We start from the raw sequence: 24,926 nt of genomic DNA, 5'->3' as shown, positions 1-24,926 counted from the left end.
AGAATGTCCCCATGGGAATGCTCATCTACGGGTCCGGCGACGAGTACGAGATCGAAGACCGCGCGCTCGCGCACCTGAAGGCCGTCATCGGGGCGAAGCTGCGCCGCCAGGAGAGCTTCTTCCTCAGCTGGGCGAACGATCCCGAGCACGGTTCCGGACGACGCTCGCTGTGGTTGTCCCCGAGCATCCCACTGCAGTTCCGCTTCTTCGGGAGCCGCCCGCCGGAACTCAACCGTGCGTGGCTCGAGGTCCTCTCGGATTCATCCCACACCCCGCGAGGGCTGCAGCTCATCCCGGAGTCCGATGTCGAGGGGTACCTCGCGGGGAACGGAGCGCCGCGCGACGCGGGCACCGAGTCTCACGACCAGGATCACGGCTAGGACGGGTCGTCCGTCCCCACGAGCAGGACGCGCAGCGCTGTCTCCGGTGAGCCGCGACCGTCCGGAGGGATCGTCTCGCCGTGCGTATAGCGATCGACGACCCGCGGGTCGACGTAGCTGGACTTCGCGATCGCCGGGGTGTTGCCGAGGACCGCTGCGGCGTCGCGCATGGCCTGTGCGAGGACCTTCGAGCGTGCCGTCTTACTCTGTACGGGTCCGGCCTTCGCCAGGCTCTCCGCGGCCGCCACGGTGCCGTGCAGCGTCCGGAAGTCCTTCGCGGTGAACTCACCGTTCGTCTGCGCCCGGACGTAGTCGTTGATCTGGCTCGCCTGGAGGTGGCGCCACCGCTTCCCGTCCTTCCAGGCCAGGAGGCGGGCGTGCGGTCCACGGCGCTTCAAGGAGCGGATGAGTGAGGCCAGGTCGGCGTCGACGATGTCGGACTCCCAGGGCTGTCCGCTCTTCGCCGGGAACTTCAGCGCGACGGTGTCGCCGCTCACGCGAGCGTGCGCACCCTCGAGGGTCGACAGTCCGTGACTGCCGTTGGCCTCCGCATATTGCTCACCGCCGACGCGCAGGGAGCCGGTGTCGAGCATGCGGAACGCGCCGGCTGACACCCGTGCGAGCGGGTAGCCCTCGAGCCGGAGGTCCCGCGTGACCCGACCTCGCGCGGCGGGGAGTGCCTCGGCGAGGGCCAGGGCGCGGTCGAACTTGCTCCGGTCCTGACGCTCGCGCCAGGACGGGTGGTAGAGGTACTGCCGTCGCCCGGCCGCATCGATCCCGGTCGCCTGGATGTGCCCGTTCGCGTAGGGGGTGATCCAGACCTCGTTCCATGCGGGAGGGACCACCAGGCCGTCGATCCGGGCTCGGATCTCCTGATCGTCGAGGAGCGAGCCGCCCGGCAACCGGTAGCTGAAACCGCGCCCGGATCGAACCCGTCGGATGCCCTGTCCGTTCACGTCGCTGCGCCTCAGTCGTACCATCCGCCCAGCGTACGGCGCGGTCGGATCCCGCTCGGCGGGCTTGCGCGGTGCCGTGCGCTCGTGTCAGCCGACGGGTGGCAACTCGGCGAGGAAGGCGTCGTGCAGGCGCCCGTTCGTCGCGAGGGAGCTCCGCGTGGAGATGGTCTCGATACCGTCGATGTCCGTGAACCGACCGCCGGCCTCGAGGACGATCGGCACGTGGGCGCCCAGGTCGTACTCCTGCACGCCGAATTCGGCCACGGCGTCGATCGAGCCCTCTGCGAGGAGCATGTAGGGCCACATGTCACCGATGGCCCGATCGCGCCACAGGGAGCCGCACAGGGCCAGCAGTTGGGGGATCCGCCCGACCGAGGCCCACTGCGCGATGCTCTGGAAGCTGAAGGACGCGTCGGCGAGGTCGGAGACCCCCGAGACGGACAGCCGGCGCGGGGTGGTCTCGCCGAACCGGACGCCCCACGCGCCGTGTCCGATGGCACCCCACCAGCGGGCGTGCATGGCGGGTGCGCTCACGACGCCGACGACCGGCACGCCGTCGACGGCGAGGGAGATGAGCGTCGCCCAGTTCGAGACCCCGCGGAGGAAGTTCGCCGTCCCGTCGATCGGGTCGATGATCCACTGGCGATCCGTGGGTCCCTGCGCGCCGTACTCCTCGCCGAACACGCCGTCGTCCGGGCGCTCGGTCTCGAGGATGCCGCGGATGGCGCGTTCGACGGCGAGGTCGGCATCGGTGACGTGCGAGCGGTCCGGTTTGGTGGACACTTCGAGGTCGCGAGCCTCGAAGCGGTCCATCGCGATGCGGTCGGCCGCGTCGGCGAGCCGGAGCGCGAGATCGAGGTCGGCGGGGGAGACGGTCACGGGTTCGGTCACCTCTCCAGGATAGGGTCGCGCGGGCCTGATCGAACGACGCTCGAGGGCCCGCAGACGTGCCTCCGCGACACGCCGACCGGCTCGATTTCGCACCCGGGCCAGTTGGGTGCTAGTGTCATATCTCGGTTCGGAACACTCCGAAACCACGCACCTCTAGCTCAATTGGCAGAGCAACTGACTCTTAATCAGTGGGTTCCCGGTTCAAGTCCGGGGGGGTGCACCACACCAGCAACGGCCTCGTCTTCGGACGGGGCCGTTCTGCGTTTCGGCTCGACTCGCGCGAGCCTGCGGCCCGACGAAACGCTCCAGGGACGTTTCGCGACAGCTCCCGTCCGATTCGCGTCATCGGGGCGGAGCAGGCCTCAGGCATGAGACCCTGGAAGGGTCGGCAGCATGGCGGGATCGGGTCCTGCCGTTGCCGGCGGAAGCCTTCGCGTGGTCACCCCACCGCGCGGAGCAGAGCGACGGTCGGGCATTCGTGCCCACCAGCGCCGTGACGCCTCATCGATTCGGGTTCGATGAGGCGTCATGCCCGCTCAGCGGCCTGGTACGACGAAACGGCCGCCCACCGGAGTGGACGGCCGTTCTCGATGTGCGTCGTCGGTCAGGCGACCGAGCTGCGGCGGGCCGGCATCGGGTTGACGAGACTCGCGTCGATGAACTCGGGTTCGGCCCAGACGGTGATGGGGTAGTGCTGCGGCTCGAGGAGGGTCCGCTCGACGAGCGTCGGCTCGGTGTCGTCTGCCGCCGCCTCGGACCGGTCGTCATCGGCCAGCGCCTCGGACGGGGCGGCGATCGCCTCGGTGATGGCGGCAGGTTCCTCGGCGACGGTCGGCTCGATGACCTCGACCGCTTCGACCTCGTCGGCGGCGTCGACGGCGGTTTCCTCCTGGCCGCGAGACCAGAGGCGCCATCCACGGGGCGGAGCGGTTTCGGCACGGACCGTCACCGCAGCCTGCTCGAGGTCGATGTCCGTCGCGATGTCGTGGGCGAGCTGCTGGGCGTAGACCTCGTGGAAGATCTCGTCGCCGGAGCTCGGGGTGCGGCGCGACAGCACCCAGGCACCGTTGGCGCCGAGCTCGCTCGCCAGTCGAGCGTGGACGAGGTCGAACAGCTGCTTCTCGGTCAGCTTCGATGCGGAGACTGGTGCTGCGTGGCGTCGGCGACCGAACATGGCGGGCCCTTCATCGAAAGCGGATCATCCGTGAGGCTGGACTGCCCTCATTGTCGATCACGAGGCGCGGAACGACGCGGAGACACGCGGGCGAGCGCCCCAATTCTCGGGTTCTCCGGGCGGTCGTGGTAGCGCGGGTGGCGCGACCTCAGCGGCCGATCTCAGCCTGCTTGCTGTCGTCGAGCACCGAGCTGATCGCGAGGGCGAGCGAGATGCCCCAGCTCACCCAGAGGAGGGCGAGCTTCCAGTCCCGCGGTCCCTGTCGGGTCGCCTGGAGAGCGGAGATCCCGCCGAAGACCGTGGAGATCATGCTGCCGTTGAAGAGGAATTTGCGCATGACTTCACGCTAGCCGGTAGGGGAGGCCCCCCGCATCCGGGCTTTCCTTCGGGTTCTCGCCTGTGCTAGCGAATGCACGCTTCGCGAAGGCCAGTGAGGCCCGCAGCTGGGCGAGGCGGAGCGCGTCGCCGCCGGTCGCGGGCAGGTGCACCTCCGCGACGATGCTTCCCGACCAGTCCGCCGCGCGCAGCAGCTCGAGGACCTCGGCGACCGGCTGCTCACCGTCGCCTGGGAGGAGGTGCTCGTCGAGGAAGGCGCCCCGCGGCGACGGAGCGGTCCCGTCGCACAGGTGCACGTGTCGGAGGCGACCGCCGTAGCGGGTCGCGATCTCGAGCGAGTCCTCACCCGCGAGGGCCGCGTGGGAGAAGTCGAGCGTCAGAGCGGCGCAGGCGAGTGGGGCAGGGTCGTACCCGAAGGCGAACGGCTGCACCCGGAGCCCGCGGCTCTGGAAGCACGCCATGTTCTCGACGGCCAGCTCGAGTCCGTGCGTCTCGGTCAGCTCCGCGACGAGGTCGACGAAGGCGTTGGCATAGCGCCGCTGCCACCGGAACGGCGGGTGGACGACGACGGTCGACGCCCCGACGGCGACGGCGAGCTCAGCCGAGCGGCGGAGCTTCTCCCGATGGTCGCGGCCCCAGACGAACGCGGTCCGGGTCAGGACCGGCGCGTGGATCGAGAGGATGTCCAGCCCGGTCTCGGCGGCGAGGGCGCGGAGGGCGTCGGCGTCCTGCGTCACGCGGTCCTGGGTGACCATGACCTCGACGCCGTCGTAGCCGGCTTCGGCGGCCAACTCGAACGCGCGCCGGGTTCCCAGCGGGTAGACGCAGGACGTGCTCATGCCATGGCGGATCATCAGCGCAAGCATATGCTCGCCGTCTGAACACGCGGTTTCGCCATGCGGAACGCTGCTAGCCTGAACAGCGAACCCGAGCACCCCGGGAGGGCCATCATCACCAGATATTCCGCGCCTGACGGCGGATCAGCGTCGACCTTCGACTTCATCGTGGTATCCAACCGGCTGCCGGTCGACCGCGTCGTCGATGCAGACGGTGCCGAGAGCTGGCGGACCTCACCCGGTGGACTCGTGACCGCCCTCGAACCCGTGATGCGCGGTGCCGACGGCGCATGGATCGGATGGGCCGGCTCGGCCGACCTCGAGATCGAGCCGTTCGACAACGACGACATGTGGATCATCCCGGTCCCACTGTCCGAGGACGAGATCGCCCGCTACTACGAGGGCTTCTCGAACGACACCATCTGGCCGCTCTACCACGACGTCATCGCTCCGCCGAGCTACCACCGCGAGTGGTGGGACTCCTACGTCGCCGTGAACCGACGGTTCGCGGAGGCGGCCGCAGCGGCCGCGTCCGACGGCGCGACGGTCTGGGTGCAGGACTACCAGCTGCAGCTCGTGCCGAAGATCCTGCGTGAGCTGCGACCCGATCTCACGATCGGCTTCTTCAACCACATCCCCTTCCCGGCCTACGGCATCTACTCGCAGCTCCCATGGCGACGCCAGATCATCGAGGGACTGCTCGGCGCCGACGTCATCGGCTTCCAGCGCGTCGCGGACGCGGGCAACTTCTCCCGGGCGGTCCGCCGCCTGTTCGGGTACGAGACGAAGGGGGCCGCGATCCAGGTCCCGCTCGATGCCGCACTCGTGTCGGTCACGACGGACGCGGCACCGGTCGCGTCGAAGCGCGGCGCCCCGTACCGCACGGTGATCGCCCGGCACTTCCCGATCTCGATCGACAGCAAGGGGTACCAGGTCCTCGCGCAGCGCCCCGACATCATCGCCCGTGCCAAGCAGATCCGCGAGGAGCTCGGCAACCCGGAGACGATCATGCTCGGCGTCGACCGCCTCGACTACACGAAGGGCATCGGGCACCGACTCAAGGCCTTCGGAGAACTCCTCGCACAGGGCAAGCTCGCGGTCGAGGACGTCACGCTCGTCCAGGTCGCCAGCCCCAGCCGCGAACGCGTCGAGACGTACCGTCAGCTCCGCGACGACATCGAACAGACGGTCGGCCGGATCAACGGTGACTTCGGCACCATCGGCCACACCGCGATCCAGTACCTGCACCACGGGTACCCCCGCGAGGAGATGGCCGCGCTCTACCTCGCCGCCGACGTCATGCTCGTCACGGCCCTGCGCGACGGCATGAACCTCGTCGCGAAGGAGTACGTCGCCGCTCGCTACGACAACGACGGCGTCCTCGTGCTGAGCGAGTTCGCCGGCGCGTCCGACGAGCTGAAGCAGGCACTCAAGATCAACCCGCACGACATCGAGGGGATGAAGTCGGCGATCCTCCAGGCCGTGCACATGACGAAGGCCGAGCGTGGTCGTCGCATGCGGGCGCTGCGCAAGCGCGTCATGGAGTACGACGTCGCGCGCTGGTCGGCATCCTTCCTCGACGAGCTGCAGCGTGTGCGCGACCAGTCACCGACCATCGAGCAGGGGAGCACCACCCAGTCATGAGCACCACCGACGAGCCCACCGACACCCTCGGGGGGCTTCCCCTCGGACTGCGTGCGGAACTCCGCCGCCTGGCCGACGTCCCGAAGCTCCTGGTGGCCCTGGACTTCGACGGCACCCTGGCACCCGAGGTCGACGACCCGGATCAGGCGCGCGCGCTGCCAGCAGCTCGCAAGGCCGTGTTGGCGCTGATGGACCTGCCAGGGACGCGCGTCGCACTCGTGTCCGGGCGCGCGATCGACAGTCTCGTGGCGGTGGCCGAGCTGCCCGACCACGCGCTGTTCGCCGGCTCGCACGGCGTCGAGATCCGCCTCGACAACCCCGACGACGCCCTCGCCCTCGACGATGAGGAACGCGAACAGCGGGAGACCCTCCAACGGATCCTCCAGGACGTCGCGGAGGGTTACGATAATGTCTGGATCGAGCGGAAGCCGGCAGGGTTCGCCCTGCACACGAGGCTCGCCAGTGAAGAAGACTCCAGGATCGCCCACCTCGAAGCACTCGCCCACACCAAGGACGAGTTCGGCGCCCTGACGGTTCGAGAGGGCAAGAACGTCCTCGAGTTCTCGCTCAGGAGCGCGACCAAGGGCGAAGCCGTCGAACACCTCCGGCGGTACACCAAAGCAGATGCCGTGTTCTACGCGGGCGACGACGTCACGGACGAGGACGCGTTCGGCGCACTCGGCCCCGGCGACCTCGGGGTGAAGAGTGGCACCGGCGTGACCGCCGCCGACTTCAGGGTCGAAGGACCCTCCGAGATCGCGCGCGTCCTCGGCATGCTCGCGGAATATCGAAGCAACAAGGAAGCCGTAGACTCTTAAAATGCCAGAGATCGACATCAAACCACGCAGTCGTGCCGTCACCGACGGGATCGAGGCGACCACCTCGCGCGGCATGCTCCGCGCCGTCGGCATGGGCGACGAGGACTGGGACAAGCCCCAGATCGGCATCGCGAGCTCGTGGAACGAGATCACGCCCTGCAACCTCTCGCTCGACCGCCTCGCACAGGGTGCCAAGGAGGGCGTGCACTCGGGTGGGGGATACCCGCTGCAGTTCGGCACCATCTCCGTCTCCGACGGCATCTCCATGGGCCACGAGGGCATGCACTTCTCGCTCGTCTCGCGCGAGGTCATCGCCGACAGCGTCGAGACCGTGGTCATGGCCGAGCGCCTCGACGGCACGGTCCTGCTCGCCGGCTGCGACAAGTCGCTCCCGGGCATGCTCATGGCCGCCGCGCGGCTCGACCTCTCCTCGGTCTTCCTCTACGCCGGATCGATCGCGCCGGGTTGGGTCAAGCTCTCCGACGGCACCGAGAAGGAGGTCACGATCATCGACTCCTTCGAGGCGGTCGGGGCCTGCAAGGCCGGCAACATGAGCGAAGAGGACCTGAAGCGCATCGAGTGCGCCATCGCCCCGGGCGAGGGTGCCTGCGGCGGGATGTACACGGCCAACACGATGGCGTCGGTCGCCGAGGCGCTCGGCATGAGCCTCCCGGGTTCGGCATCGCCGCCCTCGGCCGACCGCCGTCGCGACTACTTCGCGCACCGCTCGGGCGAAGCCGTGGTCAACATGCTCCGACTCGGCATCACCGCGCGCGACATCCTGACGAAGGAGGCGTTCGAGAACGCCATCGCCGTCGCGATGGCATTCGGCGGATCGACGAACGTGGTCTTGCACCTGCTCGCGATCGCCCGCGAGGCCGAGGTCGACCTCACACTCGACGACTTCAACCGCATCGGCGACAAGGTGCCGCACATCGGCGACCTGAAGCCGTTCGGCCAGTACGTCATGAACGACGTCGACCGTCACGGCGGCGTCCCCGTCGTCATGAAGGCGCTGCTCGACGCCGGTCTGCTGCACGGCGACTGCCTCACGGTCACCGGCAAGACGGTCGCCGAGAACCTCGCCGACATCAACCCCGACCCGATCGACGGCACGGTCATCCGCACGCTCGACAACCCGATCCACGCGACCGGCGGCATCACGATCCTCAAGGGCTCGTTCGCGCCCGAGGGCGCCGTCGTGAAGACGGCCGGATTCGACGCCGAGGTCTTCGAAGGACCCGCGCGGGTCTTCGAACGTGAACGCGGAGCCATGGACGCGCTCACCGAGGGCAAGATCAACAAGGGCGACGTCGTCATCATCCGCTACGAGGGCCCGAAGGGTGGGCCGGGGATGCGCGAGATGCTCGCGATCACGGCCGCCATCAAGGGCGCCGGACTCGGCAAGGATGTACTACTGTTGACGGACGGTCGATTCTCAGGCGGCACAACCGGACTGTGCATCGGCCACATAGCACCCGAAGCGGTGGACGCAGGTCCAATCGCCTTCGTGCGCGATGGTGATCTGATACGGGTCGATATCGCTGGCCGCTCGCTCGACCTACTCGTCGACGAAGCAGAGCTGGAAGCCCGCCGCGACGGCTGGGCGCCTCTTCCCCCGCGCTATACCCGTGGCGTTCTCGCAAAGTACTCTCGTCTCGTGCACTCCGCAGCGGAGGGCGCGATCACGGGATAACCGAGCATCTCGTTCGTGCATCTCATCGCTGAAGGAATCATCATGCCCACGGAATCCCAACCCGTGCCTCATCCCAGAACACCTGCGGCCCCGGCCGCACCGGAGATCCTGACGGGAGCCCAGGCGATCGTCCGATCGCTCGAGCTCCTCGGGGTCACCGACATCTTCGGTCTGCCCGGCGGAGCGATCCTGCCGACCTACGACCCGCTGATGGACTCGACGAAGCTCCGCCACATCCTGGTCCGCCACGAGCAGGGCGCCGGCCACGCGGCCGAAGGATACGCCGCCGCCGGTGGCGGGATCGGCGTGTGCATCGCGACGTCCGGCCCCGGCGCGACGAACCTCGTCACCGCCATCGCCGACGCCTACATGGACTCGGTGCCGATGGTCGCGATCACCGGTCAGGTGTTCTCGACCCTCATGGGCACTGACGCGTTCCAGGAGGCGGACATCGTCGGCATCACCATGCCGATCACGAAGCACTCCTTCCTCGTCAAGACCCCGGAGGAGGTCCCGGCGGCCATCGCCGCGGCCTACGAGATCGCGGGTACCGGCCGTCCCGGACCGGTGCTGGTCGACATCACGAAGGACGCCCAGCAGGCTGAAGCGCCGTTCATCTGGCCGCCGAAGGTCGACCTGCCCGGCTACCGCCCGGTGACGAAGGCGCACGGCAAGCAGATCCAGGCCGCTGCGCAGCTGCTCGTCAACGCCAAGAAGCCGGTGCTGTACGTCGGCGGCGGCGTGATCCGCTCCAAGGCCTCCGAGGAACTGCTCGCGCTGGCCGAGGCGACCGGGGCTCCGGTCGTGACGACGCTCATGGCTCGCGGGGCGTTCCCCGACTCGCACACGCAGCACCTCGGCATGCCCGGCATGCACGGCACCGTCCCGGCAGTGCTCGCGCTGCAGGAGGCCGACCTGCTCGTGTCGCTCGGTGCACGGTTCGACGACCGCGTGACCGGCAAGGCCTCGCTCTTCGCGCCGAACGCCAAGGTCGTCCACGTGGACGTCGACCCGGCCGAGATCTCGAAGATCCGCATCGCGGACGTCCCCATCGTGGGCGACGCGAAGGACGTCATCGTCGACCTCCAGTCGGCGTTCGAGGCAGCCGCCCGCGAGGTCACCCCCGACATCGCCGAGTGGTGGTCCTACCTCGACGGGCTCCGCGAGGAGTTCCCGCTGGGCTACGCCGAGCCGACCGACGGTCTGCTCTCGCCACAGCACGTGATCTCCCGCATCGGCGAGATCACCGGGCCGGAGGGCGTGTTCGCGTCGGGCGTCGGCCAGCACCAGATGTGGGCGGCGCAGTTCATCAAGTACGAGCGTCCGAACTCCTGGCTGAACTCCGGCGGTGCCGGGACCATGGGTTACTCGGTCCCCGCGGCCATGGGTGCCAAGGTGGCCCAGCCCGATCGCCACGTGTGGGCGATCGACGGCGACGGCTGCTTCCAGATGACCAACCAGGAACTCGCGACCTGCACGATCAACAACATCCCGATCAAGGTCGCGATCATCAACAACTCCTCGCTGGGCATGGTCCGCCAGTGGCAGACGCTCTTCTACGACGGTCGGTACTCGAACACCGACCTGAACACCGGGCACGACACCATCCGGATCCCCGACTTCGTCAAGCTGGCCGAGGCCTACGGTTGCCTCGCGATCCGCGTGACGAAGGAGGAGGAGGTCGACGCCGCCATCAAGCTCGCCCTGGAGACGAACGACCGTCCGGTCGTCATCGACTTCGTCGTGAGTGCCGACGCGATGGTGTGGCCGATGGTGCCGCAGGGTGTCAGCAACAGCTACGTCCAGTACGCCAAGGACCACAGTCCGTCGTTCGATGAGGAGGCCTGAGCATGAGCAGCCACGTCCTGAGCCTCCTCGTCGAGGACAAGCCCGGTCTGCTGACCCGCGTCGCCGGGTTGTTCGCCCGCCGGGGCTTCAACATCGAGAGCCTCGCGGTCGGCCACAGCGAGATCGAGGGTCTGTCCCGGATCACAGTCGTCGTCGACGTCGAGGAACTTCCGCTCGAGCAGGTGACGAAGCAGCTGAACAAGCTCATCAACGTCATCAAGATCGTCGAGCTGGATCCGGCGCAGTCCGTCCAGCGTGAGCACCTGCTCATCAAGGTCCGCGTCGACAACTCCACCCGTTCCCAGGTGCTGGAAGCCGTCAACCTGTTCCGGGCCCGCGTCGTCGACGTGGCGACCGACGCCCTCGTGATCGAGGTCACGGGCGACTCCGGGAAGACGACCGCGCTCCTCAAGGTGCTCGAGCCCTACGGCATCAAGGAGATCGCCCAATCGGGTCTCCTCGCCATCGGGCGCGGCTCGAAGTCCATCACCGAACGCGTCTTCAAGAACTAGTCGCATCTGCGGCATATTGCGAAACCACAACCAAGGAGAGAACCACCAGTGACTGAGATTTTCTACGACCAGGACGCAGACCTGTCGCTCATCCAGGGCAAGAAGGTTGCCGTTATCGGCTACGGCTCGCAGGGCCACGCACACGCGCTCAACCTCCGCGACTCCGGTGTCGAGGTCGTCGTCGGCCTGAAGGACGGCTCGAAGTCGATCGCCAAGGCCGAGGAGCAGGGCTTCACCGTCAAGAACGTCGCCGACGCCTCCGCATGGGCCGACGTCATCGTCATCCTCGCTCCGGACCAGTACCAGCGCACGATCTTCGCCGAGTCCATCAAGGACCAGCTCGCTCCGGGCAAGGCGCTCGTCTTCGGCCACGGCTTCAACATCCGCTTCGGCTACATCGAGGCTCCCGAGGGCGTCGACATCTTCATGGTCGCCCCGAAGGGCCCGGGCCACACCGTCCGTCGCGAGTACGAGGCCGGCCGCGGCGTCCCCGTCATCGTCGCCGTCGAGAAGGACGAGACCGGTGGCGCCTGGGCGCTCGCCTGGTCCTACGCCAAGGCGATCGGTGGCCTCCGTGCCGGTGGCATCAAGACCACCTTCACCGAGGAGACCGAGACCGACCTCTTCGGCGAGCAGGCCGTCCTGTGCGGTGGCGTCTCGCAGCTGATCCAGTACGGCTTCGAGACCCTCACCGAGGCCGGGTACCAGCCGCAGATCGCCTACTTCGAGGTGCTCCACGAGCTGAAGCTCATCGTCGACCTCATCTGGGAGGGTGGCATCGCCAAGCAGCGTTGGAGCGTCTCCGACACGGCTGAGTACGGCGACTACGTCTCCGGCCCGCGCGTCATCGACCCGAGCGTCAAGACCAACATGCAGGCGGTCCTCAAGGACATCCAGGACGGCACCTTCGCCAAGCGCTTCATCGACGACCAGGACGCCGGCGCGCCCGAGTTCCTCGAGCTGCGCAAGAAGGGCGAGGACCACCCGATCGAGGCAACCGGTCGCGAGCTGCGCAAGCTCTTCGCGTGGAACGCCTCGAACGACGACGACTACGTCGACGGCAGCGTCGCCCGCTAGTCTCCGCTCGTCCAGCCGCTCAGCGGCACCGAGCCAGAACGCCCGCCCCGATCCGTCGGGGCGGGCGTTCCGTCGTCTGCGGGAGCCTCAGGCCGTCGCTGCTGGGGTCGTGCCCGGCTCGAGGAAGATCTCGATGACCGGGATCGGGGTGTCGGGTTCACCGATCGGCAGGTGCAGGGTCACCGTGTCGGGACCGAGTCCCTTCGGCTGGGTGTGCTGGTTCGGCAGATCGTGCTCGGGGCGATGCACCTGGAACGGCACCTCGGAGCCGTCCGACAACAGCTGCGCGTAGCGCACCCGGCCGCCGAGACCGGGCAGGTGCAGGTGCACGAACGGCCAGGCGAAGACGTGCACGTACAGCCGGTCGCCGCGTTGCGTGTATCGGACGTCGGTCGGACTGCTGAACTCCGACGGGCCGCATCCTCGGATCGCCCGCTCGTGGAGCGCGAACCAGTCGGCGAGGACCTCGAGTCGTTCGATCGCGCGCGGATCGATCGTCCCGCGCGCGGTCGGTCCGATGTTCAGCAGCATGTTGCCGTTCTTCGAGACCGAATCGATGAGCATCCGCAGGAGCAGCTCCGGCGACTTGTAGTCGAGGTTGTCGCGGTCGTACCCCCAGCTGCCGTTCAAGGTCTGGCAGGCCTCCCACCGGAGGGGTTCGCCGTCGGAGTCGCCCGGTGTCACCACGGGCTGGTACTGCTCCGGGGTGGTGACGTCGCCCGGGAGTTCGAGGCGGTCGTTGATCAGGATCTCCGGCTGCAGCCCGCGGATCATCTCGACGAGTTCCTCGGAGCCCCAGTCGGCGGCGCCCTTGCCCGGCAGACCTTCGATGCCCTGCGAGTAGCTGAAGTCGAAGAAGAGGTAGTCGATCGGTCCGTAACCGGTGAGCAGCTCGCGCACCTGGCCGTGCAGGTAGTCCCGGTAGCGGGACCAGTCACGGTCCGCGTTCGCTGCGAGCGCCTCGGGGTCGTCGCGTCGCGGGTGGATGCCGTCGACCGTGAAGTCGGGGTGATGCCAGTCGATGAGCGAGTGGTAGAAGCCGATCCGGAGCCCCTCGGCGCGGAAGGCCTCCACGAACTCCGCCACGAGGTCGCGGCCGGCGGGCGTGTGCATGGACGTGAAGTCGGTGAGTGCCGAGTCCCACAGGCAGAATCCGTCGTGGTGCTTCGTCGTGAGGACCGCGTACCGGAAGCCGGCCGCCTTGGCCTGCCTGGCCCAGGCACGGGGGTCGAACCGATCGGGGTCGAAGTGCTCGCGGTAGCGATCGTAGTGCTCGGCCGAGAGGTGTTCCCGCGTCTGCACCCACTCATGGCGTGCGGGGAGGGCATAAAGGCCCCAGTGCAGGAACAATCCGAATCTCGCCTCGTCGAACCAGGCGGTGTCGGGTCGGGGGATGGTGGTCTCGGTCACGGCGGCCCTTCGATCGTCGAGTGGGTTCACGGTGGTGCGGGGGCAGGCTAACACGAAAGGTCGGATGTCTACTGTCCGGTGGACCGGCGTGGTCAGGACGACGGGCCCGCTGCGCGTCGACGGTTCAGGCGTCGTGTGGTTCGGAGACCTGCACGGGCATGCCGGTGTCCAGCGATGCCTTCGCCGCCAACGCGACCGTCAGGGCCGCGAGGGCGCTCCGGCCGGTCACTCGGAACGGTTGGACGTCTCGCTCCACGCAGTCGAGGAATGAGGCCATCTGTCGTCGGTAGGGGTCGGTCTCGTCGAGGTCGTAGGGACCGTGCGCGGCGGCCGTCCCGAGGGCGTCGACCGAGAGCGGCGGTGCGTGGGTCGGGGACGCACCGACGAATCGGTGGGCGATGAGCCCGGTGCTGCCCAGCACCTCGATGGCCGAGCTGAATCCGAAGGCCGGCGGGAGCTCCATGGAGGTGAGGACGCGCCCGATGCCGCCGTCGGCGTAGTCGACCGTCGTCTCGATAGGGCGACCGGTCCCGGTGCGTCGTGCTGACACGGATCGCGGCTGACCGAGGAGCTGGTTCAGCTGGTCGAAGTCGTGGATCGCGAAGTCGACGAGGGGGCCGCCGGATCGTCGCTCGTCCTGCCACCACGGTGACGGGGCGGCGGGGGAGCTCAGCCGTTCGGCCGTGACGGCGAGCGGTGTGCCGACGGCGCCGTCGCGCACCGCATCGTCGATCGCCTCGTACCCGCCGAAGAACCTGACGACGTGCGCGACCATGAAGGTCCGGCCGGACTCGTCGGCGGCCCGCAGGATCGCGTGGGCGTCGGCGAGCGTCAGGGCGATCGGCTTCTCCAGCAGGACGTGCTTGCCGACACGGAGTGCCCTGACGGCGAGGTCCCGATGGGTGTCGGTCGGCGTGCAGATGACGACGATCCCCACGGAGGCATCCAGGAGCACCTCGTCGACCGAGGTGGTGAGTCGTGCGGCCGGTGCCTCCGGCATGGCTCTCGGCCACCGGGCCGAGCACAGGTAGGCGATCCGGTCCGCCGCACCGAGTCCGGCGAGCGCGCGGACGTGCGCCAGTCCCATGGCACCGGTGCCGATGACGGCGATCCGGTCCGCCGTCACCGCGTCGCCCCAGCAGCCAGGTCCTCGCGCAGGCGGCTGAGGGTCGCGTCGTCGACGTCCCCGCCCAGCATCCTGATGCCCAGGGCGGCGGCTCCGACGAGGCCGTCGGCGACCGGGACGAGTCGGGCACCGGCGGCAGCCGACGACAGGCGCTCCGCGGCTGAGGGGACGGAGGGGAGGAGTCCATCGACGAGCACGCTGCCGCCGACGACGAGCGTGCTCTCTCTGTGGTCCGAATCCGGAGCCAGCACCCGTTCCACGAGGAGCGCCAAGCGGTCGACGGCAGCGTCGAGGATGGACCGCGCGACCTCGTCGTCCGCGGCTTGGAAGGCGAGCGGCGCCAGGCGGGCGATGGCGATGGGGGGACCGTCGTTCACCGAGCGGATGAGTGTGTCGAGTACCGGGGACCGGCGGTGGTCCGCGTCACCGGATGAAGACGGGTCCGGCGTGAACCCGACCGCCTGGGAGAGCAGCGGGGTGAGTCCCGTGCGGGGTCCGATGCCGTCGAGGTCGGCGGCGACCGCGCGGATCACGCGCCGAGCGATCCAGAACCCGGAGCCGCCATCGCCGAGGAGCCAGCCGGCACCGCCGACCTCCCGGACGACGAGACGGTCCCTGATCCGTCCCGCGACGCTCCCGGTCCCCGCGACGAGCACGACGCCGTCCGGCGACGCCGAGCCGGAGCCGTACATGCCGAGCAGATCCGGTTCGATCACGACCGGTCCGAGTCCGAGCGGTACGAGGTGCGCGTCCAGGGCGCGGCGGTAGGCGTCGGACACCTGCCCCGCCTGTGTGATCACCACGAGCGCCCCGGACGGGAGGGGCGGTATGGACGACGTCGTCCTGGCCTGGTCGAGTGCGGCACGAGCCGCAAGCGCGATCTGCGTGGCAGCGCTGTCCACACCGGACGACGTCGGATTCCCGCCGCCCGCGCGCCCGGAACCGAGGCGACGTCCTGAGGCGTCCACGAGCACCGCGCGGGACGAGGTGCCGCCGGCGTCGACCGCCAGAGTTGTTTTCATCATCGTCATCATCTCGAAACATGTTGCCGTGGGCCACAACGTACTGTAAGAATCAGTTTCGCGTCACTCCAACGAAGGAGAAAAGGAATTTCCATGACTGTTTCCATCCGCACCGACCCACCGGTCGAGCACGCCACCGGCGTGACCAACCGGATTCGGTCGCGGATGCCGGAGATGTCCGGGGTCATGCTGCGTATCGCGGACTACCTGTTGGAGAACCCCGACGCGCCCCTCACCCTCACGATCGGTGAGCTCGCAGCCGATTCGGGCGTCTCAGCGGCGACCATCACCCGCTTCTGCCGGATCATCGGATACACGGGCTACGCGCCGTTCCGGGTCGACCTCGCCAAGGACTTCGGTCGCAGCACCGCTCGCGACTCCTGGCAGACCGACATCGGCCGGGCGTTCGGCCCCGACGACTCGGCTCCGGACGTCCTGAGCACCCTGCTCAACGCGCACACCCGGACGCTGCGCGAGACCGCCGATGTGATCGACCTCGAGGTCATGCTCGAGATCGCCGCAGCCATCGCGCGCAGCCGGAACGTCGACATCTACGGTGTCGGCGGCAGCGCGATGCTCGCCGACGAGATGCAGGCCAGGCTGTACCGCATCGGCATCAGCACGCACGCCTGGTCGGAGGTCCACGCGGGCCTCACGAGCGCGGCGATCCAGGGCCCGGACTCGGTCGCCCTGGGGATCAGCAACACCGGGCGCACCGAGGAGACCATCCAGATGCTCCGCCAGGCGGGTCGCGCGGGCGCGCTCACCGTGGCGATCAGCAACAACCCGGACTCCCCGCTCGTCGCCGCGTCGACGCTGGCCATCATCACCTCGGCCCATGAGCGGTTCCTGCAGCCCGACGACCTCTCCGCCAAGCACGGTCAGCTGTTCGTCCTGGACCTGTTGTACCTGTTCGTCGCGCAGCAGAACTTCGAGCGCACGACCAAGCGCCTCGCGGCCTCCGCCCTCGCGGTCGCCCCACACCGCCGACCGACCAAGGCCGGAGCCCTGTCCGAGACCGCCTCGCCCGTGGGCGTCTGAGAGGAACCGAATGAGCACCACATCCACCACGACCTGGACCGATCACGTCGATCGCTACACCGACGAGGTCACCTCGCGCCTCGCGGACATCACCCAGGCGGCACGGTCCGGCGAACTCGACCCCGCGATCGACCTGCTGGTCGCGGCCCTCGAGCGCGGAGCGGTCATCCAGGCGTTCGGTACCGGCCACTCGGAGGCGTTCGCGATGGAGATCGCCGGCCGCGCCGGTGGATTGATCCCGACGAACAAGATCGCCCTGCGGGACGTCGTCCTCCGCGGTGGACGGTCCGTCGACGACCTCGGTGGTGCCGCGCTGGAGCGCAGCGGCGACGTCGCGGCGGAACTCTTCGCGATCTCCCCGGTGGGGGAGGGCGACGTGTTCATCATCGCGTCGAACTCCGGTGTCAACGGGTCGATCGTGGGACTCGCCCTGATCGCCAAGGAGCACGGCCACCCCGTCATCGCCGTGACCTCGCTCGAGCACACCTCGCGCGTCGAGCCGAAGCACCCGAGCGGGCTGCGGCTCTCCGAGGTGGCCGACGTGGTGCTCGACAACCGTGCTCCGTTCGGCGACGCGACCATCGAGGTCCAGGACGGCGTCCCGGTCGGCGCGGTGTCCTCGATCACGGCGGCCTACCTCGCGCAGCTCCTCACCATCGGCGTCGCGGCGAGGATCGCGGCAACCGGCGAGACCCCACCGCTCTACATCTCGGCCAACATCCCGGGCGGCGACGAGCACAACAGTGTGCTCGAGGACCGCTACCGGGGCCGGATCAGACGTGACGCCTGAACCCGAGGCGTCGCACCACCCGCACCACACACCCGACAACACCACCCCGACAGCACCACACCCGGGCAACACTCGAATCACTGGAAGGTAGACCGATGGACAAGCAGCCAGCAACGCTCCAACGCCGCGATTTCCTGCGAGGAGCACTCGCGACCGCGATCCTCCTCCCGCTGGGCGGGACGCTCGCGTCCTGTGTCGGCGGCGGAGGCGGGGCGACCACCACCGGCGGACCGGTCTCGGCCGACAACCCGTTCGGCATGGCCGCCAACTCGACGGTCGACGCCGTCATCTTCAAGGGCGGGTACGGCATCGAGTACACCGAGTTCGCCGGGAAGCTCGTCGAGAAGCAGCAGGCGGGCTCGACCGTCAAGGTCACTGCCGCGACGAACATCGCGCAGACGCTCCAGCCGCGGTTCGTCGCAGGCAACCCGCCGGACGTCATCGACAACAGCGGCGCCGGCCTCATCGGCATCAACACCATCCGCGAGCAGCTCGCCGACCTGACGGACGTCATCGAGGCGAAGAACTACGAGGGCAAGGTCATCAAGGACACCCTGTACCCGGGTGTCGTCGAGCCGGGCACCTTCGACGGCAAGTTCGTGCAGCTGAACTACGTGCTGACGGTCTACGCGGTCTGGTACTCGGCGGCGCTCTTCGAGGCGAACGGCTGGACGCCCCCGAAGACCTGGGCCGAGGCACTCGATCTCGGTGCGAAGGCCAAGGCGCAGGGCAAGTACCTGTTCGGTTGGGGCACCGAGGCGGCCACCTACTACCTGACGATGGCGATCGCGTCCGCGATCAAGGAGGGCGGCGACGAGGTCCGTCTGGCGCTCGAGAACCTCGAGGCGGACTGCTGGTCGAAGCCGGCCGTCCAGGACGTGCTCAAGGGTCTCAAGGCGATCATCGACGCCGGGTACGTCAAGCCCGGTGGCGCCGGAACGCAGTTCACCGCTGCGCAGGCGCAGTGGAGCAACTCGGAGGACTTCATCCTCTACCCCTCGGGTGGCTGGATCGAGAACGAGATGAAGACCCAGACGAAGGACGGCTTCAAGATGACCGGCGCGCCCGAGCCGACGGTCTCCGCCGACTCCGCCCTGCCGTACTCGGCGCTGCACAGCACCGCGGGTGAAGGGTTCATCGTCCCGTCGCAGGGCAAGAACGTCGGCGGTGGCAAGGAGTTCCTGCGGGCGATGCTGTCGAACGACGCCGCGGTGAACTTCGCCAAGACGACCTTCTCCTCGACGATCGTCAAGGACACGATCCCCGAGGACGGCTTCGGCTCGACGGCGCTCGTGTCCCAGGTGAAGATGTTGAACGACGCGGGCACCGACGTGTTCTCGTGGAGCTTCATCGACCTGTACGGGCTCAACACGGACCTCCTCGTCCTCTGGAACACGTTCCTGCAGGGTGGTTCCGACGTCGCCACGCTCACCAAGGGCATGCAGGACATCTCCGACAAGGTCCGCAACGACGACTCCGTGGACAAGGTCACCGTCAAATGACGGCGGTCGGCACGCCGATCGGGAAGGTGGGAGGGGCTACCCCTCCCGCCGCCCGGCGGTTGCGCCGCCGGGACTTCACGTTCGACCGGGTCTCGTTCTTCCTGGTCTTCCTGATCGTGCCGGTGGTGGGGTACGTCGTCTTCGTGGTCTCGCCGTTCGCGCAGGCGGCGTACTACTCGTTGACGAACTGGTCCGGGTTCTCCCCGGGCATGGACTTCGTCGGGTTCTCGAACTACACGAAGCTCTTCCAGGACCAGACCTTCCTCCAGTCCATGGGCAACAGCGTCGCGCTCGCGATCGTCCTGCCGCTCGTGACCCTCGGGATCGCGTTCCTCTTCGCCTCCCTCATCACGATCGGCGGGCCGAGCAACGGTCCGATCCGCGGCCTCCGCAACTCGAGTGTGTACCGCGTGATCACCTTCTTCCCGTACGTCGTGCCGGCCATCGTCATCGGCCTCATCTGGAAGCAGATCTACGACCCGTCGTCCGGGCTGCTGAACGGCTTCCTGACCGGCATCGGGCTCGACCAGTTCACCTCCTTCGCCTGGCTCGGTTCACCGGACACGGCGATGATCGCGACCATGTTCGTCATCGTCTGGGGACTCATCGGGTTCTACACGGTGCTCTTCATCGCGGCGATCAAGGGCGTGCCGGCCGAGGTGTACGAGGCGGCACGGATCGACGGCGCGGGTCGCCTGCGGACCGCGCTCACGATCACGATCCCGCTGATCCGCGACAACATCCAGACGGCGTACATCTACATGGGCATCCTCGCCCTCGACGCGTTCGTGTACATGGCCGCGTTGAATCCCGGCGGCGGCCCGTCCAACACGACGCTCGTGATGTCGCAGCAGCTCTTCACGACGGCGTTCACCAAGGGCCAGTTCGGCTACGCCTGTGCGATGGGAGTCGTGCTCGCGCTCGTCACCCTGATGTTCGCAGGCGTCGTCTTCCTGGTCAGCCGACTCACCGGCGGCAACGATGAAGGGGTGGCGGAATGACCGTCCAGACCACGGCGACGACCGCGAACCCGGCGGTCGTCGGAACCGGCACGCGTACACCGGCCAGCCGCAAGCCGACCACGGGCGACCGCGTCGTCGGGACGGCATCGCACACGGTGCTCATCATCTGGTCGATCGTGGTCGTCGTCCCGCTGCTCTGGACGGTCATGTCGTCGTTCAAGACGAGCTCCGAGATCTTCGCCTCACCGTTCTCGCTGCCGTCGAAATGGAACTTCGACAACTACGTGAACGCGTGGACGACGGCCGGTATCGGGAGCTTCTTCCTGAACTCGATCGTGGTGGTGTTCGGCGCCCTCATCGTGACCATGCTGTTCGGCTCGATGTGTGCGTACGTGCTGGCGCGGTTCCGCTTCTTCGGGAGCCGGGCCATCTACTACCTGATGCTCGCCGGTCTCACGTTCCCCGTGTTCCTCGCGATCGTGCCGTTGTTCTTCGTGCTGCAGAGCCTCGGGTTGCTCAACTCGCTCCCGGGACTCATCCTCACGTACGCGGCGTTCGCCTTCCCGTTCACGGTGTTCTTCCTGTTCTCGTTCTTCAAGTCGCTGCCGGTCTCCATCGCGGAGGCGGCCGCGATCGACGGAGCAGGGGAGTGGCGGACCTTCTTCCAGGTGATGCTGCCCATGGCGAGGCCCGGGCTCGCGACCGTCGCGATCCTCAACTTCGTGGGGCTCTGGAACCAGTTCCTCCTGCCGGTGGCGCTCAATTCGAACCCGCAGAACTACGTCCTGACGCAGGGTATGGCGTCGTTCGCCGCCCAGGCCGGATACTCGGTGGACTTCGGCGCGCTCTTCGCGGCGTCCGTGATCACCGTGGTCCCCGTGCTCATCGTGTACCTGATCTTCCAGCGTCAGCTGCAGGGTTCGGTGTCGCAGGGCACGGACAAGTAGCGCAGCGGCGTGCGCGTCCTCGGCTCGAGCGGATCACTGGAACAATGGGTCCAATGAGCCTCCAGTCGCCAATCGCCGTCGAGATCGCCGTCCAGGACGTGGAGGGGGTCCGCATCGCCATCCGCGAGGGAGCCCAGCGGGTCGAGTTGTGCCAGGCCCTCGGCACCGGTGGGCTCACCCCCTCCATCGGACTGGTCATGGCGGCGGTCCGTGCTGCGGACGAAGCCGGGCTCAGCGACTTCGTGCACGTCCTCGTGCGTCCGCGAGAGGGCGGTTTCGTCTACTCGCCCCCGGAGATCGACGTCATGTCCGGCGACATCCTCGCGCTCGAGGCCGCTGGTGCTGCGGGCATCGTCGTCGGCGCCCTCCGGTCCGACCGCACGATCGATCTGGAGGCGCTGGCGCAGCTGCGTCAGGCTGCCGGCTCGCTCGCGGTGACGTTCCATCGGGCCGTCGACGCGACGACCGACCCCGTCCGGTCCGCCGACCAGCTGCGCGACGCCGGTGTGGACCGTCTGTTGACCTCCGGCGGTGCGCGGGCGAGCATCGACGGTGCCGAGAAGCTCGCGCAGATGGCCTCGAGGGGCGACAGCTCGATGCAGATCATGGCCGGTGGCGGCGTCACGATCGATGCGATCCCCGCCCTCGCGCGGGCGGGTGTCGACGCGGTGCACCTCTCCGCCCGTCGTCGTGCCGGCCGGGTCACCGAGACCGGCCCCGGTGGAGGGTCGCCGAGCTACGACATCACGGACGCGACGACCGTCGCTCGCGCGGTGGCCGCGGCCAGGCGTGCTGCCGTCGCCGTCTGAGATCCGCCGGCATCGAGGGGATCGTCGATCGATCCGGGCGAGCGATCAGAGCGCCACGATGACGAGGGCGAGGATCAGCACGAGCTGACCGATCAGTCGTGGGACGAACGGCACGGCGAGGCGACCGAACCGCTCGGGCTGGCGCGCGGCGGCGGCGTTCGCCGGGAACACCGCGACGAGGAACACGATCAGGCAGACCACTGCGGCGAGCCTGGTGGGTGGGACGAGCAGGCCGACGCCGCCCGCGATCTCGCACACACCGGTGAAGACGACGAGCATCCGCGGTGTGATGGTGCTGCTCCGCAGGGGTCCCGGGATCATCGCGGCCATCGTCCTCGCCGGTCCCGGGAGGAAGTGGAGGACTCCCATGCCGATGAACATGATCGCGAGGACGACGGTCAGGACGGACTGCAGGAGCGGGAACGGGTTCACCAGGCAATTCTGCTCCGTCGCGTCCGGATCGCCGCACTCGGTGGTCGGCCCGGCGGCGATAGGCTGGCGGTATGACTGAGCCGCGGGACGAAGACGCGCTGAGCTGGGCGGGCGACGACGATCCGACGCTCGACGCCTCGGCTTCCGGCGACCGGACCACGTTCGAGCCCGCATCGCCGGAGCCGATCACACGTGGTCGGGCGACCGCGGCGGTCCCGCCGGCCTCTGAGTCGGCCGGTCCGAGTGCGGAACCGGTCGCCCCTCCTGTCGAGGTCGACGTCGCGAAGCCGACCGACAGGGTCACGGACGAGGCTGCCGCCGGTGAGCGCGAGCAGATGAGTTCGGTCATGCTCGTCACGCTCGGTATCTTCGGCGGGGTCTTCCTGCTGTACAGCGTCGGTTGGCTGATCTCGGCGTTCCGTCCTGACGCGGCCGTGCCGAGCGACGCGGTCGGCCGGTTCATGTTCGATCTCGGACAGGGACTCGCGGTCGCCGCGGGACCCGTGTGGATGGCCGCGACGCTCTGGTTGACCCGTGGCGGCAGACCCGTCGTCAGGATCGCGATGCTCCTGCTCGGTGTCGTGCTCATCCTGCCCTGGCCGTTCCTCCGAGGAGTGTGACCCTGATGCCCTCCATCACCGCGGACCCCGTGTCGAAACCCGCCGCCGATCGACCCGGCTGGCTCAGCTGGTCCATCGCCGTCCTGTTCGGCCTGTTCTTCGCCTACGACGTCTTCGAAGCCGTCGGCAACCTCGTCGGCATCGTCGGGACGGCGAACGGCCTCGCCGTGCCGGTCCTGCCGCTCGGCTGGGTCGTCCTCATCGGCGGCCTGCTCCTGCCGGTCGTGGCCTTCGCGATCGCCTTCTGGACCGGTCGCGAGCGGTCGCTCGGCGAGCAGGCCGTGCGCTACCTCGTCGCCCTGTGCGTCGTCGCGGCGATCTCGCTGTCGGTCCTCGCGATGTTCGGCGCGCAGCAGCTGATCGACCTCTCCGTCTGACCCTGCCGCCGCATCGTCACACGACGAACCGCCCGGTGCGCCTCCGATAGGCTTGCGATGGCCGCCGGACACCGACGCGCTGCCCACCCCACTGCTACTGCGAAGGAACCGTTCCGTGTCGAAACCGGTCGTACTGATCGCCGAAGAACTCTCACCAGCAACCGTCGACGCCCTCGGGCCCGATTTCGACGTGCGCTCCGTCGACGGGACGGACCGCCCGGCTCTGCTCGCGGCGATCGCCGACGCCGACGCCATCCTGGTCCGATCCGCGACCAAGGTCGACGAGGAGGCCATCCAGGCGGCCACCCGGTTGAAGGTCGTCGCGCGCGCGGGTGTCGGTCTCGACAACGTCGACATCAAGGCCGCCACGACGGCCGGGGTCATGGTCGTCAACGCACCCACGTCGAACATCATCTCCGCGGCCGAGCTCACCGTCGGCCACATCCTGAGCCTCGCCCGCCACATCCCCGCCGCGCACGCCGCGCTCGCCCAGGGGCAGTGGAAGCGGTCCAAGTACACCGGTACCGAGCTCTATGAGAAGACCATCGGCATCATCGGCCTCGGCCGTATCGGTGCCCTCATCACGGCCCGTCTGCAGGCGTTCGGCACGAACGTCATCGCGTACGACCCCTACATCACGTCCGCTCGTGCGCAGCAGCTCGGGGTGCAGCTGGTCACGCTCGACGAGCTGCTGGCGCAGTCCGACTTCATCACCATCCACATGCCGAAGACGCCGGAGACGACGGGCATGATCGCCGGCCCGCAGTTCGCGCTCATGAAGCCGACGGCCTACGTCGTCAACGTCGCCCGCGGCGGCCTGATCGACGAGGACGCGCTGTACGAGGCGCTGTCCAACAACGTCATCGCCGGTGCCGGCCTCGACGTCTTCGTCAGCGAGCCGCCCACCGACACGAAGCTGCTCGGGCTCGAGAACGTCATCGTGACGCCGCACCTCGGTGCGTCCACGGATGAGGCACAGGAGAAGGCCGGCGTCTCGGTCGCCAAGTCCGTGCGCCTCGCGCTCGGCGGCGAACTCGTCCCGGACGCGGTCAACGTCGCCGGCGGCGTGATCGACCCCTACGTCCGTCCCGGCATCCCGCTCGTCGAGAAGCTCGGGCAGGTGTTCGCCGCGCTGTCGACCTCGTCGCTCACGAGCGTCGACGTCGAGGTCCACGGCGAGCTGAGCGGGTACGACGTCAGCGTCTTGAAGCTGGCCGCGCTGAAGGGGATCTTCACGAACATCGTCAGCGAGACGGTCTCGTACGTGAACGCCCCGCTGCTCGCCGAGCAGCGCGGTGTCGTCACGCGCCTGCTCACCGACGAGGTGAGCGAGGAGTACCGCAACGTCATCACGCTGCGCGGAGCCCTCAGCGACGGATCGCAGATCTCGGTGTCGGGCACGCTGACGGGCACGAAGCAGACCGAGAAGATCGTCGAGATCAACGGCTACGACGTCGAGGTGCCGTTCGCGAAGCACCACATCGTGATGGTCTACACCGACCGACCCGGCATCGTTGCCGTCTACGGCCAGCGGTTCGGCGAGGCGGGCATCAACATCGCGGGCATGCAGATCGCCCGTCACGAGGCCGGTGGCCCGGCGCTCAGCGTCCTGACGGTCGACTCACCGGTCGCCGACGACGTCCTCGAGGTCATCCGCGAGACGATCGACGCGACACTGCTCCGCGAGATCGACATCACCGAGCAGTAGCCCGACCGCTGC

At 68.4% G+C, this 24,926-nt stretch carries 25 protein-coding genes and 1 tRNA gene; 17 read left to right on the top strand and 9 right to left on the bottom strand.

Features of this window, described 5'->3' with window-relative positions; all coding sequences use genetic code 11:
- The first annotated feature begins 11 nt into the window (after positions 1 to 11).
- Positions 12 to 380 (top strand): DUF7882 family protein, encoded by a 369-nt coding sequence (locus IFT89_RS14640; protein ID WP_137241917.1) that lies wholly within the window; start codon positions 12 to 14, stop codon positions 378 to 380.
- Here the strand turns inward: IFT89_RS14640 and IFT89_RS14635 are convergent.
- Both IFT89_RS14635 and IFT89_RS14630 read right to left on the bottom strand, forming a co-directional pair.
- The gene (locus IFT89_RS14635; protein ID WP_202939327.1) at positions 377 to 1,360 is read right to left on the bottom strand and encodes a DNA topoisomerase IB; all 984 of its coding nucleotides are present in this window, start codon (positions 1,358 to 1,360) and stop codon (positions 377 to 379) included. The genes IFT89_RS14640 and IFT89_RS14635 overlap by 4 nt on opposite strands.
- A 63-nt stretch (positions 1,361 to 1,423) precedes the next feature.
- Positions 1,424 to 2,227, bottom strand: coding sequence for an inositol monophosphatase family protein (locus IFT89_RS14630; protein WP_085510578.1), 804 nt, complete (start codon positions 2,225 to 2,227; stop codon positions 1,424 to 1,426).
- A gap of 147 nt (positions 2,228 to 2,374) precedes the next feature.
- On the opposite strand from IFT89_RS14630, the gene IFT89_RS14625 reads away from it, so the two are divergent.
- A tRNA-Lys gene (locus IFT89_RS14625) sits at positions 2,375 to 2,450 on the top strand.
- A 381-nt stretch (positions 2,451 to 2,831) separates the two neighbouring features.
- Here IFT89_RS14625 and IFT89_RS14620 read toward each other — a convergent pair.
- The 3 genes from IFT89_RS14620 to IFT89_RS14610 form a co-directional block, all read right to left on the bottom strand.
- The gene (locus tag IFT89_RS14620) at positions 2,832 to 3,401 is read right to left on the bottom strand and encodes a hypothetical protein (RefSeq protein ID WP_086473607.1); all 570 of its coding nucleotides are present in this window, start codon (positions 3,399 to 3,401) and stop codon (positions 2,832 to 2,834) included.
- Between the two features lie 148 nt (positions 3,402 to 3,549).
- Positions 3,550 to 3,738 (bottom strand): hypothetical protein, encoded by a 189-nt coding sequence (locus IFT89_RS14615; protein ID WP_079705603.1) that lies wholly within the window; start codon positions 3,736 to 3,738, stop codon positions 3,550 to 3,552.
- A 4-nt stretch (positions 3,739 to 3,742) separates the two neighbouring features.
- A complete protein-coding gene (locus tag IFT89_RS14610) occupies positions 3,743 to 4,576 on the bottom strand; it encodes a sugar phosphate isomerase/epimerase family protein (protein ID WP_244650739.1) in 834 nt (277 codons plus the stop codon).
- A gap of 57 nt (positions 4,577 to 4,633) precedes the next feature.
- On the opposite strand from IFT89_RS14610, the gene otsA reads away from it, so the two are divergent.
- From otsA to ilvC, 6 genes are read left to right on the top strand one after another with little or no spacing between them, the layout of a single operon-like run.
- Positions 4,634 to 6,217, top strand: coding sequence for an alpha,alpha-trehalose-phosphate synthase (UDP-forming) (gene otsA / locus IFT89_RS14605; RefSeq protein ID WP_137241913.1), 1,584 nt, complete (start codon positions 4,634 to 4,636; stop codon positions 6,215 to 6,217).
- Complete coding sequence (gene otsB / locus IFT89_RS14600; protein ID WP_079705605.1) at positions 6,214 to 7,035, top strand: trehalose-phosphatase; 822 nt, start codon at positions 6,214 to 6,216, stop codon at positions 7,033 to 7,035. The genes otsA and otsB overlap by 4 nt, the downstream gene beginning before the upstream one ends.
- A 1-nt stretch (position 7,036) precedes the next feature.
- Positions 7,037 to 8,731, top strand: coding sequence for a dihydroxy-acid dehydratase (ilvD, locus tag IFT89_RS14595; protein WP_064296246.1), 1,695 nt, complete (start codon positions 7,037 to 7,039; stop codon positions 8,729 to 8,731).
- 42 nt (positions 8,732 to 8,773) lie between these two features.
- A complete protein-coding gene (locus tag IFT89_RS14590) occupies positions 8,774 to 10,579 on the top strand; it encodes an acetolactate synthase large subunit (RefSeq protein ID WP_085510581.1) in 1,806 nt (601 codons plus the stop codon).
- A gap of 2 nt (positions 10,580 to 10,581) precedes the next feature.
- Entirely contained in the window at positions 10,582 to 11,091 is a 510-nt protein-coding gene (ilvN, locus tag IFT89_RS14585) for an acetolactate synthase small subunit (RefSeq protein ID WP_064296248.1), read from the top strand.
- 48 nt (positions 11,092 to 11,139) lie between these two features.
- On the top strand, positions 11,140 to 12,168 hold the full coding sequence (gene ilvC, locus IFT89_RS14580; RefSeq protein WP_194644398.1) for a ketol-acid reductoisomerase: 1,029 nt from the start codon (positions 11,140 to 11,142) through the stop codon (positions 12,166 to 12,168).
- Positions 12,169 to 12,255: 87 nt separating this feature from the next.
- Here the strand turns inward: ilvC and IFT89_RS14575 are convergent, their stop codons facing one another.
- The 3 genes from IFT89_RS14575 to IFT89_RS14565 form a co-directional block, all read right to left on the bottom strand.
- The gene (locus tag IFT89_RS14575) at positions 12,256 to 13,578 is read right to left on the bottom strand and encodes an alpha-L-fucosidase (protein ID WP_307783526.1); all 1,323 of its coding nucleotides are present in this window, start codon (positions 13,576 to 13,578) and stop codon (positions 12,256 to 12,258) included.
- A 124-nt stretch (positions 13,579 to 13,702) separates the two neighbouring features.
- Complete coding sequence (locus tag IFT89_RS20835; protein WP_202939325.1) at positions 13,703 to 14,704, bottom strand: Gfo/Idh/MocA family protein; 1,002 nt, start codon at positions 14,702 to 14,704, stop codon at positions 13,703 to 13,705.
- Entirely contained in the window at positions 14,701 to 15,726 is a 1,026-nt protein-coding gene (locus tag IFT89_RS14565) for an N-acetylglucosamine kinase (protein ID WP_192018161.1), read from the bottom strand. Before IFT89_RS14565 ends, IFT89_RS20835 begins: the two co-directional genes overlap by 4 nt.
- Positions 15,727 to 15,819: 93 nt before the next feature.
- Between IFT89_RS14565 and IFT89_RS14560 the strand changes: the two genes are divergently transcribed.
- The 6 genes from IFT89_RS14560 (at position 15,820) to IFT89_RS14535 (ending at position 21,777) form a co-directional block, all read left to right on the top strand.
- Complete coding sequence (locus IFT89_RS14560; protein ID WP_079002196.1) at positions 15,820 to 16,767, top strand: MurR/RpiR family transcriptional regulator; 948 nt, start codon at positions 15,820 to 15,822, stop codon at positions 16,765 to 16,767.
- Between the two features lie 10 nt (positions 16,768 to 16,777).
- Positions 16,778 to 17,557 (top strand): sugar isomerase domain-containing protein, encoded by a 780-nt coding sequence (locus tag IFT89_RS14555; RefSeq protein WP_192018160.1) that lies wholly within the window; start codon positions 16,778 to 16,780, stop codon positions 17,555 to 17,557.
- Positions 17,558 to 17,652: 95 nt separating this feature from the next.
- On the top strand, positions 17,653 to 19,059 hold the full coding sequence (gene ngcE, locus IFT89_RS14550; RefSeq protein ID WP_079705609.1) for an N-acetylglucosamine/diacetylchitobiose ABC transporter substrate-binding protein: 1,407 nt from the start codon (positions 17,653 to 17,655) through the stop codon (positions 19,057 to 19,059).
- Positions 19,056 to 20,060, top strand: a complete 1,005-nt coding sequence (locus IFT89_RS14545) for a carbohydrate ABC transporter permease (RefSeq protein WP_079705610.1) — start codon at positions 19,056 to 19,058, stop codon at positions 20,058 to 20,060. Before ngcE ends, IFT89_RS14545 begins: the two co-directional genes overlap by 4 nt.
- Positions 20,057 to 20,968: a carbohydrate ABC transporter permease gene (locus IFT89_RS14540; RefSeq protein ID WP_079705611.1), complete on the top strand. Its 912-nt coding sequence runs from the start codon at positions 20,057 to 20,059 to the stop codon at positions 20,966 to 20,968. Before IFT89_RS14545 ends, IFT89_RS14540 begins: the two co-directional genes overlap by 4 nt.
- Positions 20,969 to 21,021: 53 nt before the next feature.
- Positions 21,022 to 21,777, top strand: a complete 756-nt coding sequence (locus tag IFT89_RS14535; RefSeq protein ID WP_191940841.1) for a copper homeostasis protein CutC — start codon at positions 21,022 to 21,024, stop codon at positions 21,775 to 21,777.
- A gap of 45 nt (positions 21,778 to 21,822) precedes the next feature.
- On the opposite strand, the gene IFT89_RS20355 is transcribed toward IFT89_RS14535, so the two are convergent.
- Positions 21,823 to 22,209, bottom strand: coding sequence for a DoxX family protein (locus IFT89_RS20355; protein WP_307783525.1), 387 nt, complete (start codon positions 22,207 to 22,209; stop codon positions 21,823 to 21,825).
- 71 nt (positions 22,210 to 22,280) lie between these two features.
- Between IFT89_RS20355 and IFT89_RS14525 the strand changes: the two genes are divergently transcribed.
- From IFT89_RS14525 to serA, 3 genes are all read left to right on the top strand, one after another.
- Positions 22,281 to 22,829 carry a hypothetical protein gene (locus IFT89_RS14525; RefSeq protein ID WP_191941323.1) on the top strand — a complete coding sequence of 183 codons (549 nt, stop codon included), beginning with the start codon at positions 22,281 to 22,283 and terminating at the stop codon, positions 22,827 to 22,829.
- A gap of 5 nt (positions 22,830 to 22,834) precedes the next feature.
- Positions 22,835 to 23,206, top strand: a complete 372-nt coding sequence (locus IFT89_RS14520) for a bacitracin resistance protein (protein WP_202939324.1) — start codon at positions 22,835 to 22,837, stop codon at positions 23,204 to 23,206.
- 115 nt (positions 23,207 to 23,321) lie between these two features.
- Positions 23,322 to 24,914, top strand: a complete 1,593-nt coding sequence (gene serA, locus IFT89_RS14515; protein WP_071260923.1) for a phosphoglycerate dehydrogenase — start codon at positions 23,322 to 23,324, stop codon at positions 24,912 to 24,914.
- Positions 24,915 to 24,926: the final 12 nt, after the last annotated feature.

The organism is Plantibacter sp. CFBP 13570 (genome assembly GCF_014841395.1).
In the GTDB taxonomy this organism is placed as follows: domain Bacteria; phylum Actinomycetota; class Actinomycetes; order Actinomycetales; family Microbacteriaceae; genus Plantibacter; species Plantibacter auratus.
The sequence above is the reverse complement of the archived record's forward strand: the minus strand, read 5'-3'. Positions and strand labels throughout refer to the sequence as shown.

Excerpts from the sequence above, each read along its gene's own strand:
- otsA (WP_137241913.1), top strand. The coding sequence starts at position 4,634 with ATGCGGAACGCTGCTAGCCTGAACAGCGAACCCGAGCACCCCGGGAGG.
- otsB (WP_079705605.1), top strand. The coding sequence starts at position 6,214 with ATGAGCACCACCGACGAGCCCACCGACACCCTCGGGGGGCTTCCCCTC.
- ngcE (WP_079705609.1), top strand. The coding sequence starts at position 17,653 with ATGGACAAGCAGCCAGCAACGCTCCAACGCCGCGATTTCCTGCGAGGA.
- IFT89_RS14590 (WP_085510581.1), top strand. The coding sequence starts at position 8,774 with ATGCCCACGGAATCCCAACCCGTGCCTCATCCCAGAACACCTGCGGCC.
- IFT89_RS14565 (WP_192018161.1), bottom strand. The coding sequence starts at position 15,726 with ATGAAAACAACTCTGGCGGTCGACGCCGGCGGCACCTCGTCCCGCGCG.
- IFT89_RS14640 (WP_137241917.1), top strand. The coding sequence starts at position 12 with ATGGGAATGCTCATCTACGGGTCCGGCGACGAGTACGAGATCGAAGAC.
- ilvN (WP_064296248.1), top strand. The coding sequence starts at position 10,582 with ATGAGCAGCCACGTCCTGAGCCTCCTCGTCGAGGACAAGCCCGGTCTG.
- IFT89_RS14555 (WP_192018160.1), top strand. The coding sequence starts at position 16,778 with ATGAGCACCACATCCACCACGACCTGGACCGATCACGTCGATCGCTAC.
- IFT89_RS14560 (WP_079002196.1), top strand. The coding sequence starts at position 15,820 with ATGACTGTTTCCATCCGCACCGACCCACCGGTCGAGCACGCCACCGGC.
- IFT89_RS14620 (WP_086473607.1), bottom strand. The coding sequence starts at position 3,401 with ATGTTCGGTCGCCGACGCCACGCAGCACCAGTCTCCGCATCGAAGCTG.
- IFT89_RS14535 (WP_191940841.1), top strand. The coding sequence starts at position 21,022 with ATGAGCCTCCAGTCGCCAATCGCCGTCGAGATCGCCGTCCAGGACGTG.
- IFT89_RS14520 (WP_202939324.1), top strand. The coding sequence starts at position 22,835 with ATGCCCTCCATCACCGCGGACCCCGTGTCGAAACCCGCCGCCGATCGA.
- IFT89_RS14545 (WP_079705610.1), top strand. The coding sequence starts at position 19,056 with ATGACGGCGGTCGGCACGCCGATCGGGAAGGTGGGAGGGGCTACCCCT.
- IFT89_RS14540 (WP_079705611.1), top strand. The coding sequence starts at position 20,057 with ATGACCGTCCAGACCACGGCGACGACCGCGAACCCGGCGGTCGTCGGA.
- IFT89_RS14525 (WP_191941323.1), top strand. The coding sequence starts at position 22,281 with ATGACTGAGCCGCGGGACGAAGACGCGCTGAGCTGGGCGGGCGACGAC.
- IFT89_RS14610 (WP_244650739.1), bottom strand. The coding sequence starts at position 4,576 with ATGAGCACGTCCTGCGTCTACCCGCTGGGAACCCGGCGCGCGTTCGAG.
- ilvD (WP_064296246.1), top strand. The coding sequence starts at position 7,037 with ATGCCAGAGATCGACATCAAACCACGCAGTCGTGCCGTCACCGACGGG.
- IFT89_RS14635 (WP_202939327.1), bottom strand. The coding sequence starts at position 1,360 with ATGGTACGACTGAGGCGCAGCGACGTGAACGGACAGGGCATCCGACGG.
- IFT89_RS14615 (WP_079705603.1), bottom strand. The coding sequence starts at position 3,738 with ATGCGCAAATTCCTCTTCAACGGCAGCATGATCTCCACGGTCTTCGGC.